14 protein-coding genes are annotated in these 14,729 nt (G+C 62.1%); 8 read left to right on the plus strand and 6 right to left on the minus strand.

Going from position 1 to position 14,729, the window contains the following annotated elements; all coding sequences use genetic code 11:
- Window positions 1–54 precede the first annotated feature (54 nt).
- Complete coding sequence (gene map, locus NEK97_RS19315; RefSeq protein WP_235520452.1) at window positions 55–933, minus strand: type I methionyl aminopeptidase; 879 nt, start codon at window positions 931–933, stop codon at window positions 55–57.
- 108 nt (window positions 934–1,041) lie between these two features.
- Here map and NEK97_RS19320 point away from each other — a divergent pair, with 108 nt between their 5' ends.
- The gene (locus NEK97_RS19320) at window positions 1,042–1,206 is read left to right on the plus strand and encodes an SPOR domain-containing protein (protein WP_235520453.1); all 165 of its coding nucleotides are present in this window, start codon (window positions 1,042–1,044) and stop codon (window positions 1,204–1,206) included.
- Here the strand turns inward: NEK97_RS19320 and panB are convergent.
- The gene (panB, locus tag NEK97_RS19325) at window positions 1,203–2,108 is read right to left on the minus strand and encodes a 3-methyl-2-oxobutanoate hydroxymethyltransferase (protein ID WP_257371334.1); all 906 of its coding nucleotides are present in this window, start codon (window positions 2,106–2,108) and stop codon (window positions 1,203–1,205) included. The genes NEK97_RS19320 and panB overlap by 4 nt on opposite strands.
- 191 nt (window positions 2,109–2,299) lie before the next feature.
- Here panB and glnA (NEK97_RS19330) point away from each other — a divergent pair, with 191 nt between their 5' ends.
- Entirely contained in the window at window positions 2,300–3,640 is a 1,341-nt protein-coding gene (gene glnA, locus NEK97_RS19330) for a type I glutamate--ammonia ligase (RefSeq protein ID WP_090825698.1), read from the plus strand.
- 9 nt (window positions 3,641–3,649) lie between these two features.
- Window positions 3,650–6,661: a bifunctional [glutamine synthetase] adenylyltransferase/[glutamine synthetase]-adenylyl-L-tyrosine phosphorylase gene (locus tag NEK97_RS19335; RefSeq protein ID WP_257371335.1), complete on the plus strand. Its 3,012-nt coding sequence runs from the start codon at window positions 3,650–3,652 to the stop codon at window positions 6,659–6,661.
- A gap of 14 nt (window positions 6,662–6,675) precedes the next feature.
- Here NEK97_RS19335 and NEK97_RS19340 read toward each other — a convergent pair whose 3' ends face one another.
- Window positions 6,676–8,154, minus strand: a complete 1,479-nt coding sequence (locus tag NEK97_RS19340) for an arylsulfatase (protein WP_257371336.1) — start codon at window positions 8,152–8,154, stop codon at window positions 6,676–6,678.
- Window positions 8,155–8,213: 59 nt separating this feature from the next.
- Here NEK97_RS19340 and NEK97_RS19345 point away from each other — a divergent pair, with 59 nt between their 5' ends.
- From NEK97_RS19345 to NEK97_RS19360, 4 genes are all read left to right on the plus strand, one after another.
- A complete protein-coding gene (locus NEK97_RS19345; protein WP_257371337.1) occupies window positions 8,214–8,783 on the plus strand; it encodes a GNAT family N-acetyltransferase in 570 nt (189 codons plus the stop codon).
- Between the two features lie 54 nt (window positions 8,784–8,837).
- On the plus strand, window positions 8,838–9,053 hold the full coding sequence (locus NEK97_RS19350; protein ID WP_235520458.1) for an AsnC family protein: 216 nt from the start codon (window positions 8,838–8,840) through the stop codon (window positions 9,051–9,053).
- Window positions 9,054–9,616: 563 nt separating this feature from the next.
- The gene (locus NEK97_RS19355) at window positions 9,617–9,967 is read left to right on the plus strand and encodes a hypothetical protein (RefSeq protein ID WP_257371338.1); all 351 of its coding nucleotides are present in this window, start codon (window positions 9,617–9,619) and stop codon (window positions 9,965–9,967) included.
- Between the two features lie 200 nt (window positions 9,968–10,167).
- A complete protein-coding gene (locus NEK97_RS19360; RefSeq protein ID WP_257371339.1) occupies window positions 10,168–10,440 on the plus strand; it encodes a pyrophosphorylase in 273 nt (90 codons plus the stop codon).
- Window positions 10,441–10,800: 360 nt separating this feature from the next.
- On the opposite strand, the gene glnA (NEK97_RS19365) is transcribed toward NEK97_RS19360, so the two are convergent.
- Window positions 10,801–12,225, minus strand: coding sequence for a type I glutamate--ammonia ligase (glnA, locus tag NEK97_RS19365; protein WP_211711292.1), 1,425 nt, complete (start codon window positions 12,223–12,225; stop codon window positions 10,801–10,803).
- 301 nt (window positions 12,226–12,526) lie between these two features.
- Between glnA (NEK97_RS19365) and NEK97_RS19370 the strand changes: the two genes are divergently transcribed.
- Window positions 12,527–12,964 carry an RDD family protein gene (locus NEK97_RS19370; RefSeq protein ID WP_235520461.1) on the plus strand — a complete coding sequence of 146 codons (438 nt, stop codon included), beginning with the start codon at window positions 12,527–12,529 and terminating at the stop codon, window positions 12,962–12,964.
- Window positions 12,965–13,058: 94 nt separating this feature from the next.
- Here NEK97_RS19370 and NEK97_RS19375 read toward each other — a convergent pair whose 3' ends face one another.
- Together NEK97_RS19375 and NEK97_RS19380 are read right to left on the minus strand one after the other, a co-directional pair.
- Window positions 13,059–13,820: a DUF4191 domain-containing protein gene (locus tag NEK97_RS19375; RefSeq protein ID WP_235520462.1), complete on the minus strand. Its 762-nt coding sequence runs from the start codon at window positions 13,818–13,820 to the stop codon at window positions 13,059–13,061.
- Window positions 13,821–14,113: 293 nt separating this feature from the next.
- A partial coding sequence (locus NEK97_RS19380; protein WP_257371340.1) for a lipoyl synthase occupies window positions 14,114–14,729 on the minus strand: 616 nt, incomplete at its 5' end.

Consider the following 14,729-nt stretch of genomic DNA (forward strand, 5'->3'; position numbering starts at 1 on the left):
AGGAGGGGATGGGCATGGCGCAGCCTCCCGGGCTGCTGGGACCTTCCGGAGGGCTCAGGGAAGGGTCAGGATTTCCGCGCCGGTCTCTGTGACCAGCAGGGTGTGTTCGAATTGGGCCGTGCGCTTGTGGTCCTTGGTGACGACCGTCCAGTCGTCGGCCCACATATCCCATTCGATGGTGCCAAGGGTCAGCATGGGTTCGATGGTGAAGACCATGCCTGCCTCGATCACGGTGTTGTACGCCGGGGCTGCGTCGTAGTGGGGGATGATGAGGCCGGTATGGAACGCCTCACCCACGCCGTGGCCAGTGAAGTCGCGTACAACGCCATAGCCGAAGCGTTTTGCGTAGGACTGGATGGCCCTGCCGATGACGTTGATCTCGCGGCCCGGGGCCACAGCTTTGATGGCACGGTTGAGCGACTCCTGCGTGCGCTCAACCAGCAGGCGGGATTCTTCGTCCACGTCGCCAACCAGGAATGTGTAATTGGTGTCACCATGGACTCCGCCTATGAAGGCCGTGATGTCGATATTCAGGATGTCGCCGTCCTGCACCACCGTGGAATCCGGGATGCCGTGGCAGATGACCTCATTGAGTGAGGAACACAGTGACTTGGGGAAGCCCCGGTAGCCGAGGGTTGAGGGGTAGGCATTGTGGTCCAGCAGGAACTCATGCCCGACCTTGTCCAAGTGGTCGGTGGTCACTCCGGGTTGGATGTGCTTGCCAACTTCCACAATCGCCTGTGCCGCGATCTTGCCGGCAATCCGGATCTTCTCGATGGTCTCGGCAGACTTCACTTCGGAGCCCGTGAACTTGGCAGGTGCCTTCTTGCCGACATACTCGGGCCGGGGGATCGACGCCGGGACGGGTCGTTCAGGGCTGATGGTTCCCGGGGTGAGGGCGCCAATGGGTGCAGTCGAAGCTAGAGAAGGCATAGATTGATCATATAAGGCACGCAAGAGACGCAAGTAACAAAATGTGATTGGGTTCCTGTGACCCCGCCAACGTTACGCGTCCAATAGCCCGAGGACCGAGGAGGAGACGTGACGGAGTACTGGTACAACGTCAAGACGCACGAGATCGAAGAGGACGCAATGTCCGACTGGACCCAGCTGATTGGCCCCTATAAGACCAGGGAAGAAGCCGAGCACGCCCTGGAGAAGGTCAAAGCGCGCAATGACGCCTGGGACGCCCAGGACGAGGACTAGAAGGAGTGTTCCGGTCCGGGGAACTGCCCGGACCGGACGTCCTCCGCGTACGCTGCTGCGGCATCGCTCAATGTGGTGCGAAGGTCCGCGTACTGCTTGACGAACTTGGCCATCTTTCCGCCCCGCAGGCCTGCCATGTCCTGCCAGACGAGTACTTGGCCTGTTGTGCTCTTGCCCGCTCCGATGCCGACAGTGGGAACCCGAAGGGCAGCGTCCACGGTTGCCGCGGTGTCCGCCGGGACCATCTCCATGAGGACGCTGAAGGCGCCCGCGTCCTGGAGGGCCACGGCGTCATCGACCAGGCGCTGGGCGTCGTCCCCGCGGCCCTGGACCCGGTAACCACCCAGGGAGTGCTCGCTTTGGGGTGTGAACCCGATGTGGGCCATGACGGGGATGCCCGCCTGGACCATTGCCTTCACGGTGTCCGCGTAGTAGGCAGTGCCCTCGATCTTGACGGCGTGCGCGAGGCCTTCCTTGAGGAACCTGACACCTGTGGCGACCGCCTGCTCAGCTGAAACCTCGTAGCTTCCGAACGGAAGGTCAGCGACGACCAGAGCGCGCTTGGCCGACCTGGCAACGGCACGGCACAACGGCAGGAGTTCATCGACGGTGACAGGAAGGCTGGTCTCGTTGCCGAAGACGTTGTTGGATGCAGAGTCGCCCACCAGGAGGACCTCGATGCCGGCCTGGTCAAAAATCTCGGCGGTGTACTGCTCATAGGCGGTGAGCATGGCGAAGTGCTCGCCGTTGCCCTTGGCCTGCTGAAGGTGGTGGATCCGGACCCTGCCCGCGGGCTTCCTCCCGGCTGCCGACGGCTGCTGTGCCGCTGCCGAGGGGCCGTTGCCGTAGGGGGCGGGAACTTCGGCGGGCGTGTTGGACTCAGGAAGGTTGCTCGGGGCCATGGATAGAGCCTAAGCCGTGCCGACGACGCCTGCCACCACTGTGCCCGGCGTCACCTTGTGTAAACGCTGTGTTACGCGCAGCTACTGCTGCGGCATTAGCACGGAACTCTTAGTAGAGTGAAGGCTGAGCTGCCGTGGCTTCACTCCAAGTGAAACCAGCGGCATGGACACCGAATCGGAAAAGAGGCCCTATGGACCGCCAGCAAGAGTTCGTTCTGCGGACAATCGAAGAGCGTGACGTGCGCTTCGTACGCTTGTGGTTCACCGACGTCGTAGGTTCGCTTAAGTCTGTTGCGCTGGCGCCGGCTGAAGTGGAAGGTGCCTTCGAGGAGGGCCTTGGCTTTGATGGTTCAGCCATCGAGGGCCTGGCCCGCGTGTTCGAGTCCGACATGCTCGCGCAGCCTGACCCGTCGACTTTCCAGATTCTTCCATGGCGCGGTGAAACCGAGCAGACGTCCAGGATGTTCTGCGACATCCTGACGCCGGACGGCGAGCCCTCGGCTGCCGATCCCCGCAACGTCCTCAAGAGGACCCTGGCCAAAGCCGCGGACATGGGTTTCACCTGCTACACCCATCCGGAAATTGAGTTTTACCTGCTGAAGTCCAAGGACCTCGGTCCTGACGGATCGCCGGTCCCCGTGGACGAAGGCGGGTACTTCGACCACGTTCCCGGCGGCGTAGCGCAGGACTTCCGACGCACTGCGGTCACCATGCTCGAGTCGGTTGGCATCTCAGTGGAGTTCAGCCACCACGAAGGCGGACCGGGACAGAATGAAATCGACCTCCGCTATGCGGATGCGCTTCAAACCGCGGATAACATCATGACGTTCCGCACCGTGATCAAAGAGGTCGCCCTGCAGCAGGGGACATACGCCACCTTCATGCCCAAGCCGTTTACCGACCACCCGGGCTCCGGCATGCACACGCACTTCTCCTTGTTCGAAGGCGACACCAACGCCTTCTTCGAGGCCGGGGCGGAGTTCCAGCTGTCCAAGACGGCGCGCCAGTTCATTGCCGGCATCCTCAAGCACGCCCCCGAATTCACGGCTGTGACCAACCAGTTCGTGAACTCCTACAAGCGCCTTTGGGGCGGCGGCGAGGCACCAAGCTACCTGAGCTGGGGCCACAACAACCGTTCTGCCCTGGTACGCGTGCCGCTCTACAAGCCCGGCAAGGGCCAGTCTGCACGCATCGAGTACCGCGGCATCGATTCAGCCACCAACCCTTACCTGGCCTACGCCGTCCTGTTGGGCGCCGGCCTGAAGGGGATCGAGGAAGGCTATGAGCTTCCCGCCGCGGCCGAAGATGACATCTGGTCGCTGACCACGGCCGAGCGCAAAGCCATGGGCCACGCACCGCTGCCGGCCAGCCTCCACGATGCCATCCGCGCCATGGAAGAGTCCGAGCTGGTGGCCGAGATCCTTGGCGAGCAGGTGTTTGAGCACTTCCTGCGCAACAAGCGTGCGGAATGGCAGGACTACCGCCTCCAGGTCACGCCGTACGAGTTGCAGCGCAACCTCGGCATTCTGTAGGCGGGGCCAATGAGCCTCGCACGTCGGCTCATCTCAGCCGGATTCAGTGATCTCGAAAAGGGCGAACGCTTCCTCGCTGCCCCGGAACTTGAAGGGATTGACGAGGACGCGCTGTTTGTCGGGCTTGCCATGGCGGCCAGCCCGGACACGGCACTCCAATCGCTGGTCAGGCTCATTGAGAAGAATCCCGGACTGAAAAAGCTGGCCGCAGCACACCAGGATGCCAGTGAGCCCATGTACCGGCTTCTGGGCGCCTCGGAAGCTCTGGGGGAGTTCCTCATCCGGCACCCTGAGCACTTGGATGTGTTTGATGTCCGCATCAGCCCGGAGCCCCTTCAGGCCTCCAGCGAAAATCTCCGGACAATGCTTCTGCGCTCGGTCAAAGCCGAACCCGGTGCCCAGCGTCCGATTGCTGGAATCACCGGGATGCCGGCTTACGCAGCTTTGCGCACAGCGTATCGGCGGGGGCTGACAGAGCTTGCCATCAAGGACCTCTGTGCTGCCTCGCCACAGGATTTCATGCCATCGGCCGGTGCCGAGCTGGCGGATCTCGCTGGTGCCGCGATCGAGGCGGCGCTGGCTGTATCCCGGGCCGAAGCGGCAGGCCAGTATGACCCGGCGGAGATTGCCGACGTCGGACTTGCGGTCATTGGGATGGGCAAATGCGGTGCCCGCGAGCTGAACTATATTTCCGACGTCGACGTCATTTACGTCGTTGAATCAGGAGAGCTCGACGACGCGCGGGCCTCAACCATCGGTACGGCCCTGGCGTCAGGGATCTCCCGGGCCATCTCATCGTCCGCTCCCGAGCCCGGGCTGTGGGAAGTCGATGCCAACCTGCGGCCGGAAGGCAAGTCAGGGCCCCTGGTCCGCACGCTGCCATCGCACTTGAGCTACTACGCGCGGTGGGCCGAAAGCTGGGAATTCCAAGCACTCCTCAAGGCCCGTACCATCGCCGGGGACCGTGAACTTGGCCAGCGTTACGAGAAAGCCGTAGAGCCACTGGTGTGGTCCTCCGCGGGGCGTGACGGCTTTGTTGAATCCGTGCAGGCTATGCGCCGCCGAGTGACCGACTACATTCCAGCGGCAGAGGAACAACGCCAGATCAAACTGGGACGCGGCGGACTCCGGGATGTCGAATTCACCGTGCAATTGTTGCAGCTGGTCCACGGAAAGTCCGATGAATCCCTGCGCTGCAGGGACACCACCTCCGCCATCGCCGCACTGTCCGCCGGAGGCTACATCGGCCGGGCCGACGCCGCTGCCTTCGACAACGCCTACCGGTACCTCCGCCTGCTCGAACACCGCATCCAGTTGTTCCAGTTGCGCAGGACCCACCTGATGCCGGCCACTGAAGACGCCCAGCGTTTCCTTGCCAAGGCCGTCTTGGGGCCATTCTCGCTTGAGCGCCCGCATCCCGACCAGTTGATGGGGACGTGGCAGAAGACCAAGAAATCGGTCCGCGAGTTGCACGAAAGGATCTTCTACCGGCCGCTGCTCAATACCGCGGCGAAGCTGAGCAGCGAGGACGCCAGGCTCAGTCCTGAGGCAGCCCAGGGCCGCCTCGCCGCACTCGGTTACCTGGATCCCCAAGGGGCGATGCGGCACATCGAGGCGCTTACCGCAGGAGTCAGCAGGCGCGCGGCGCTGCAGCGCCAGCTGCTTCCCATCCTTCTCGGATGGCTGGCCGAAGGAGTGGATCCCGACGCCGGACTACTCGCCTTTCGTCGTGTCAGCGAGGCCCTTGGAACCACGCACTGGTATTTGGGGTTGCTTCGCGATTCCCAGGCGGCCGCCGAGCGGCTGTGCCAGGTCCTGGCTAACTCCCGGCTGATTTCGGACCTGTTGGAGGTGTCACCGGAGTCCGTGGCGTGGCTCGGCAGCGACAAGGAACTTGCGCCAATCCGGTTTGAGGCGCAATGGCAGGAAATCCAGTCCAAGCTGTCCCGCCACCCCGACCCTGAAAGCGCCATGAGGCTCATCCGGTTGATCCGGCGTCGGGAAATCCTGCGGACCGCCATTGCGGACAGTGCCGGGTTGCTGGATCAGGACGCCGTCGGGCTCGCTCTGGCCGAGACGGACCGGGCAGCCGTCCTTGGTGCTTTGCATGTTGCGGAATCGGTGGTGGCGGCGGAGGGTCCGTTGAAGACTGATGTCCTGGTGGTCGCGATGGGTCGGCAAGGCGGACGCGAGATCGGTTACGGCTCAGACGCGGATGTTATGTACGTTCACCGTGCCCGCCCCGGGTTCAGTGATGCGGAAGCCCAGGAACAGGCGACGACGATTGTCGCCAAGATCTCCAGTTTCCTCACCCAGCCGCTCAAGCCGGCCATCATGGCGGAGCGGGTCCTGATGGTGGACGCCGATCTCCGGCCCGAAGGCAAGAACGGTGCCATGGTGCGTTCGCTGGACTCGTATGCGGAGTACTATCGCCGGTGGTCGCTGATCTGGGAGGCCCAGGCGCTGTTGCGGGCCCGCCCCATGGCAGGCTCGGATGAGCTCGCCGCAGATTTCGTCAAGCTCATCGATCCCATCCGTTACCCGGAGGAACTTGCCGAGCAAGATGTTCGGGAGATTCGCCGTGTCAAGGCACGTGTGGAGTCCGAACGGTTGCCTCGCGGTGCTGATCCGGCGCGGCATGTGAAGCTGGGCCGCGGTGGGCTGAGCGACGTTGAGTGGTTGGTCCAGCTGATTCAGCTCCAGCATGCCGGAAAGCACCCGGAGCTCCGGACCAGTTCAACCGTGGAGGCACTTGCGGCCGCCGAAAAACTTGACCTCATCGACGGGGACGACGCCGCGCTTTTGCGGGAGGCATGGCAGCTTGCCAGCCGAATCCGTTCCGCGAACGTCATCGTGACAGGCCGGGCTTCGGACCTCCTTCCGTCCTCGCGTAAGGATCTGGAAGCGGCAGCACGCTGGTGTGGGTATGCACCCGGGAACGCGGGGCAGTTCGAGGAGGATTACCTACGGCTCAGTCGTCGTGCCAGGGGAGTGTTCGAAAGACGGTTCTACGGCAACTAGCTCTGCCGGCTTTTTCACCGGCACGCTGCTGCCTTCTCCCTTGCATGCCGCAACATGGTCACCACCGGGGCTCCTGGCGTCAGCTTGCCATTAACGACGTAGCCCTCTTCGCGGTCACGCAGCGTCTCCACCATGCGTTCACGCCACAGCTGCAGTTCGCCTTGGCTGGCAGTGTCTTCGGTGAGGTTGGTGCGCTCCTGGGGATCGGCGTCGAGGTTGAAAAGTTCTTCCGTTCCCTGGCCGGAACCCCAAATGTATTTATGGTGCCCGTCCGTCAGCCAGTGCAGGTTCTGTCCCCAATACACGTGCTCGCCGTGGAGGATGTCACGGACAGCGTGGCTGCTTTCGCCTCGGACGATCGACGCCAGTGACTTGCCATCGACGGAGTCCGGGATCGGCAGCCCGGCGAGGTCCAGGAGGGTGGGCATGATGTCCCGGAGTTCCACCACGTGCTCCACGACTATCCCACGTGCAGCGGTTTCCGCAGCAGGGGATTCGGCGATGATGAAAGGCACCCGGGCGGAACCCTCGTACGGAACTGCCTTACGGAACATGTGGTGGTCTCCCATCATTTCGCCGTGATCGCTGGTGAATGCAATGACGGTGTTCTCCAGCAACCCGAAGTCAGCCAGCGACTCCTTGATCCGATTGATTTGCAGGTCGATCTGGGCCATCAGCCCGTAATATCCTGCCCGTGCACGGTGCACGACGTGGTTCGGGACCTTGCCGTAGCTGGCCTGATAGTCGCCATCCTGGCGGTGCTCGTCCCAATGATGTTCCCAGTTGCCCTCGATCGCTTCATAGGCCGGAAGGTTGAGGTACTGATCAAAGGCCCACGACGGCGGGTCGTACGGGGGATGCGGGCGGTGGAACGAAAGGTAGAGGAAGAAGGGCTTGACGGGGTCCCGCCTGTGCATCCATTCGATGGCCTGCGTGCCGATCCAGTGGGTGGGATGCAGATTCTCCGGCTTGTCCCACGGCCGGGCGACAATCGAATTGCAGTTGACGCCGTGGTCGAAGTACTCGGCGTCGGGGCCCATGCCGGGTTGCCTTCGGAGCCAGGGGACGTAGTCGTCGAACATGCCGAACTGTTGTCGGTGTTCCTGACGGGCGTGGTGAAGGTATCCGTCATGCAGGATGACGTCGTCGAAACCGAGTCTGGAACGTTCGGGCCACACGTGCATCTTGCCTATGGCCTGCGTGTGGTAGCCGCCTTTCCGGAACTCATCCTGTACCGTCACCGGGTGGACTGCATGGAAAGGTACGCCGTCGTTGTAGCCAACCCGGCCATGCCGTTCCTGTGACTGCCCCGTGAAGAGGGCTGCGCGTGCGGGAACGCACGACGGGGTAGCAGAATAGCCTTTGGCGAAGCGAACGCCCTGCCTGGCCAATTCGTCCAGGTGGGGAGTTTCCACGAAGGGGTGCCCGTCCGAGGACAGGCAGTCGCCCCGCCACTCGTCGACGCAGATCAGGATGACGTTGGGTTGGTTCACGACGCGATGCCTCCGGTGCTGGACACTGTTGGGATAACCCTACGGGGAGAAAAGACAAAATGCTCGAAGATGACTCCAAGGAACAGGTTTCAATCGGCAGCGATCAGGAGTGGCTGGGTGATGTGTGGTTGATTCCCCTCAAAATGCTCGACGACGACTCCCGGGCCATTCAGTTGGGCGCGGTGGCTGGGATGTCGGTCGACGACTCCCAGCGCAGCTTCGTGGGCGATCCGCTGCGCATGATGCTGATTGGCCTGGAAGAAGATTCCCGGTTTCCATACGTGATCGAATCCGGGGGAGCGGCAGTGGGCGTGCTGACGCTTCAATCCGGGGCGGCGAGCCTCGCTGGCTGGGCACGCGATGAGTCTGCGTGGTTATTGAGGGGCTTCCTTATCGACTCGCGGAGCCAAGGGCGCGGCCTGGGCTCCCTGGCCGCCCGCGCTGCGGTGGAGGAGGCGCGAAAGCTGACGGCAAGGCTGGGTGGCGGCCAGGCCGGCGTCGTACTTTCCGTCAACGAACGCAACCCGGCGGGGCTGGCCGCGTATGCCAAGGCGGGCTTCGTGGACACCGGGCAATACCTCGGGGGCTCCGCCGGTCCGCAGCGGACCATGTACAGGGAACTGGGCTAACTTCGCGTCAACAATGGTTGACGAAACGCACCACCGTCAACTATGGTTGACGGCATGGAGGTGGACCGCATGAAAACGCTTGTGGGATCGATGGACGGAATGGGGCCGGCGGAGGCACTCTATGCCGTGGCGGAGTTGCAGAAGGAAGTGGGCCGTACCGAAGCCTCGTTGGTTCGTTCCGCCCGGCAAGCGGGGTTGTCATGGGAAGCGATAGCCCTTTGCCTGGGCGTCAGCAAGCAGGCTGTGCACAAGAAGTACGGAAAGCAGTAGGCGGGCTTCCGTAGCCTGTCCCTGGACCCGTCGTGTCACCTAGACTTCTCCCGTGACGGTGATGCTGGATGCTGAGGGGGCTGCCTTCTCCGACTCGTGCTGCTTTCGCTGCAAGCAGGCGGGGCCGCACTGGGCGTCGCGCCACGGTCCGGGCGGGACATTTGCCTGCCGGCGGTGCTTTGCAACCTTTGCTGACGCCGAAGCAAGCACTGGTGGCGAGGGGCCGAACGCCGGCGGTGTGCCGGGAGGCCAGGGGCTCCGGTTGTTCGAATCCAAGTAGTTGCGGCCAGCCGTGACGAAAAAACGAGTACACACTACTCGTGTCCCGAAGGGGCGCAGGCGGGCAGCATGGTCCCTATGACAGCCTATGTGATTGAATCAGCGGCCCTGCTCCATCGCTGCCAGTGCTGCGGTGAAGAAACAGACCGGGTGTTCTGTGCAGACTGCGCAGCCCCAGAGCAACCAGGAGAAGCCCCTACCACCAAGCACTGACGTAGGATGCCTGACGCTAAGTAACCTTATAGACTTCTTCTGTCACTGATCTCGATGCATAGGGGAAGTACATGGAATACAACGGAAGTCCTACCGAAAAAGCGATCACCGCCGGAGAGCTGGACCGGCGCCACGTCGGTCAGTCCGTGAGCTTTCAGCCCAACGACTTCACTGTTGTCTTCGGGGCGATCGCAGGCATCGCCCGGACCGAGGCGCTGGTCTACCTGTCCCTCAACGGGGTTGGTGGCGGGACTCATCTGAAGGACGAATACGACCTGCCCATCGACAAGCAGGTCTACCTGCAGCTGGACCCGCTCGGCAGCGCTGAAAAGGGTTTGACGGACGCCGCCAGTTTCGTTAAGGACAAACTCGATGAAATCACCCGGAACATCCGCGAACGTGAGCACGAGAAGTCCGAGTAGCACTTGCATATACGGAGAAGGCCAGGGCCAGTCCTTTCAGACTGGCCCTGGCCTTCTCCTGTGGCATGCGTACACCAGCGGCGAGCAATTTCCCCAGTTGTTGGATTTAATGGTTCGGTATTGATAGTGTCGGGCATGTCCAGCCCGGTGGTGTTGCGCCGCCGGTTCATATTTTCACTTTGGGGGTTTCTATGTCGCGTGTGTTGTCTACTGAGCAGGCCAAGGCTGCTATTGGTCAGGTGCAGTCGATTATTACTGGTGGTTTTACGGATCAGATTTCGGCGTTGGATGCGCAGGGTCGTGTGTTGTCGGATCCGAATGTGTGGGATGGTCCGTTGGCTGCTGAGTTCCGTGGTTCGACGTGGCCGGAGACGAAGGCTGCGTTGGATAAGGCCAAGGAAGAGCTGGAGCAGTTGCGGGGTCAGTTGCAGAAGATTTCGCAGGATATTTTCTCGGCTGGCGGCGGCGCGTAGCTGTCTAAGGTGGGAAGGCTCCGCAGTCCTTCTTGTCGGTCCTCCGGGCTGAGTTCGATACTGATGCATCTGACAAGTCGGACGGCGTTGGTGCTACTGCTCCCTGCTCGCCGGGAGACGCTTGGGAGCTCAACGTTGAGGATCAAACCGAGCGGGATCAGGGGAAGGTACTCCCCGGGGACGAAGGCGTCGTGGTTCGAAAGGACCCGCCCATCCGAGAATAAAGCTGGAACGCCCGTCAGTAGAAGGATCCCGCCAAAAAGGCCGGCCTCAAGTAGTGAAACTTGGGGCCGGCCTTTCGTGTGTCTTGATTCGTGCGGGCGGTCTGAGGACTAGGGTCGCTTCTGCCGCGCGATCCAGTTAGACGCCGTAGTAGAGCTCGAACTCGTACGGGTTCGGGCGCAGCGACAGCGGGCGGATCTCATTTTCGTACTTGTAGTCGATCCACGTGTCGATGAGGTCCTGGGTGAAGACACCGCCGGCCTGCAGGAACTCGTTGTCCTCGCGAAGAGCCTCGAGAGCCTCTTCCAGGGAGCCCGGAGCCTTGGGGATGTCCTTGGCTTCCTCGGCAGGGAGCTCGTAGAGGTCCTTGTCGATGGGAGCCGGGGGTTCAATGCGGTTGCGGATGCCGTCGATGCCGGCCATCAGCTGGGCAGCGAATGCCAGGTACGGATTGGACGAGGGATCCGGAGCGCGGAACTCGATGCGCTTGGCCTTGGGGTTGGTGCCCGTGATCGGGATACGGATACCTGCGGAGCGGTTGCCCTGCGAGTAAACCATGTTCACGGGAGCCTCGAAGCCCTTGACCAGGCGGCGGTAGGAGTTAACCGTCGGGTTGGTGAAGGCGAGGACGGCGGAAGAGTGCTTCAGCAGGCCGCCGATGTACCAACGCGCGGTGTCGGAGAGGCCTGCGTAGCCCTTCTCGTCGTAGAACAGCGGATCGCCGTTGCTCCACAGCGACTGGTGGCAGTGCATGCCCGAGCCGTTGTCACCGAAAACAGGCTTCGGCATGAACGTGACGGACTTGCCCCAAGCGTCAGCGGTGTTCTTGATGACGTACTTGAACTTCTGCAGGTCATCGGCAGCGGCGGTCAGCGTGGTGAACTTGTAGTTGATCTCAGCCTGGCCGGCAGAACCGACTTCGTGGTGGGAGCGCTCAACCTCAAGGCCGGCCTTGTCCAGCTCAACGCACATGGCGTCGCGGAGGTCCGCCTGCTTGTCAGTGGGGGAAACGGGGAAGTAGCCGCCCTTGACGGGGGTCTTGTAGCCGAGGTTTCCGCCCTCTTCCTTACGGCCGGTGTTCCAGTGTGCTTCCTCGGAGTCGATCTTGTAGAAGCTGCCCTGGGGGGAGGACTCGTACTGGATGTTGTCGAAGACGAAGAACTCGGCTTCGGGAGCGAAGAATGCGGTGTCGGCGATGCCGGTGGATGCCAAGTAGGCTTCGGCCTTCTCAGCAACGCCACGAGGGTCGCGGTGGTATGGGTCGCCGGTGCGGGGGTTCACGATGGAGAAGTTCAACGCGAGGGTCTTCTCGATGCGGAAGGTGTCGACGAAGGCAGACGTTACATCCGGGATGAGCTGCATGTCGGACTCAGCGATGCCCTGGAAGCCGCGGATGGAAGATCCGTCGAAGAGCTGACCGTTGACGAAGAAGTCGAGGTCAACGCTCTTGGCCGGCACATTGAAGTGCTGCTGGACGCCAGGAAGGTCTGTGAAGCGGATATCGACGAACTTGACATCTTCTTCTTTGATGAACTTGAGGACTTCGTCCGCAGTCTTGAACATCTATGCTCCTTATGCATATCAAGTAACAGGCCCGGAAGGCCGCGTGGTGCAGCCAAACCGACGGCAGGCGGCACAAAAGTGTCCCCTTGCCATGGTGGCTGGCAACTCATACCACCTTAGGGAGATGGGATTTCCCGGGGGTGTCAGTATTGTTTCCGGCAGGTTACAGAATCGTCTGTTGTGTAAACGGTAGTCGGCTTGCGGGTGTTCGGTCCAAGCGGGTCCATTGGGCGAACATGGAAGGTGTTCTTGCTGCCCGTCCCGGTCGGGCACAACCTACACCAGACGTTAGGCTTGATAGGTGGTAGATCGAAAAGACATTGGTTCGTGGTTGACAGGCCCGGACACATCCGGCATCTCCAAATATCCAGGCGAAAGGCTCGGCCTGCCCGAGTCCGGCCCTGGCTCCATTGCCCGTGCCGGGCGCCGCATCTTCGGCATCGTAATCGACTGGACCATAGCGTTGGTGATCAGCAATTTCGCGTTCGGCGGTAACCAGTGGGCGACTCTCGCCATCTTCGCCATCGAACAGATCCTTCTGATCGGCACGCTGGGATACAGCATCGGTCACAGGATCATGGGTATCCACGTCGTACGCCTTGGGGGAGGGCCTGCAGGTCCACTGGCCGCTGTGGTGAGGACCCTGCTGCTTTGTCTGGTTATCCCAGCTGTCGTCTTCGACCCGGACCAGCGTGGACTCCACGATAAGGCCATGAACACTATCCTCATCAGAAGGTAGACGAGTCGGCCGCCGACCTTGACAACACATAAAGAAAAGCGCGCTTCCCCGCAATGGGAAAGCGCGCTTTTTCGTTCTGCTGGGTCCTGCCGGGTCAGCGGCCGCGGGCGGCTTTGCGATCCGGGCGGGCCTTGTAGGGGTCGATGCCCTTGGGGATGGGCAGACGGTTGCCAAGGGAGTTGATCCGCTTGCTGACGGCGTTGACTTCAACCTTGGTGAGCTCGTTCTTCATCTTCCCCATGGTCTTGGCCAGCTGGTTCAGCGGCACCTGGCCCTCGCCGCGACCCGACTCCAGGACACGGATGGTGACGTTGGGGAGAATACGTGCAAGGCGCTTGCGTTCGGCGTCCACCAGCGGCTTGACACGGTGGCTCGGTCCTTCACTGACCAGGACGATACCGGGCCGGCCGATGGCCATGAAGACAGCATCCTGGGTGCGCGGGTTCACTGCAACCGGCTGATCCTGCGTGATCCAGCCTCGCCGGAGCGTCCCCAAAGCAGCGCCGGAGGCACCAGGCTGGTTCTCGATCTGCGCAAATGCTGCCTTCTCGGCTCGGCGCGAAAGGATGAAGACGGCGGCGAGCAGCCCCAGAGGAATGCCGATGATAAGGCCGGTAACCCAGTTTTCCAGCAGGTAGCCGATGAGGAAGGCAACCGCGACGACTGCAAGGAAAGCCAGCAGCATGATCCAAACAACCTGGGGATCATTCCGCCGGGTCATTTTGAAGACTTCAGCGATCTGCTTCAGCTGGCTCGGCTTCTTGGCCTTGGTTTCCTTGGGCTTGCGCTGGAACAGCCCACGCTTGGGTGCGTCGGCCGATGGGGTCGATTTGCTGGAATCAGGGGAGTTCGCCATAGTGCCTCAATTCTACGTGATATCCGGTAAGGCCCAGGACGTTACACCGAAACTTAGCAGCCAGGCTCAGGTGATCAATCAACCCCTGTACTGGTGAGCGGGGGTGTACCCACGCCGTTCGGGCCCACCGATTTTCGAATTCCACGTCATGATTCTGCGGCGTCCTGCACTTGAACTTCGCGAGCCGTTGCCGCTGAAAGCACCCAACTGGACCAGTTGGAAGGCAAGAACCGCTTCTACCTCGGTTAGCCCGATTCTGCCGCACCGCACTATCCGTGCAGTGCGGCAGGGGGTTAGCTGTGGGCTGCGAGGATGGTGGAGGCTTCCTGGCGGGTGGTGCCGGAGGACTCGATGTGGGCCAGGGCGGCGGGGATTTCCCAGCCTTTCTTGCGCATCGCGGTGGCCCACAGACGCCCGGCACGGTAGGAGGAGCGGACCAGCGGGCCGGACATGACGCCGAGGAATCCGATCTCCTCGGCCTCGTGCTGCAGGTCCACGAACTCCTGCGGCTTGACCCACCGGTCCACCGGAAGGTGCCGTTCGGAAGGGCGCAGGTACTGGGTGATCGTGATCAGGTCACACCCGGCCGCGTGCAGGTCACGCAGGGCCTCGGAAATCTCCTCACGGGTCTCGCCCATGCCCAGGATCAGGTTGGACTTGGTCACCATGCCCAGGTCCCGGCCCTGGGTGATGACATCCAGGGACCGCTCGTACCGGAACGCCGGCCGGATCCGCTTGAAGATCCTGGGCACGGTCTCGACGTTGTGCGCGAACACCTCGGGCTTGGAATCGCAGATCGCCGCGATGTGCTCGGGCTTGCCGGAGAAGTCCGGGATCAGCAACTCCACCCCGGTGCCGGGGTTCAGTTCGTGGATCTTCCGTACCGTTTCGGCGTACAACCACACACCT

The organism is Paenarthrobacter sp. UW852 (assembly GCF_024608385.1).
Classification (GTDB): domain Bacteria; phylum Actinomycetota; class Actinomycetes; order Actinomycetales; family Micrococcaceae; genus Arthrobacter.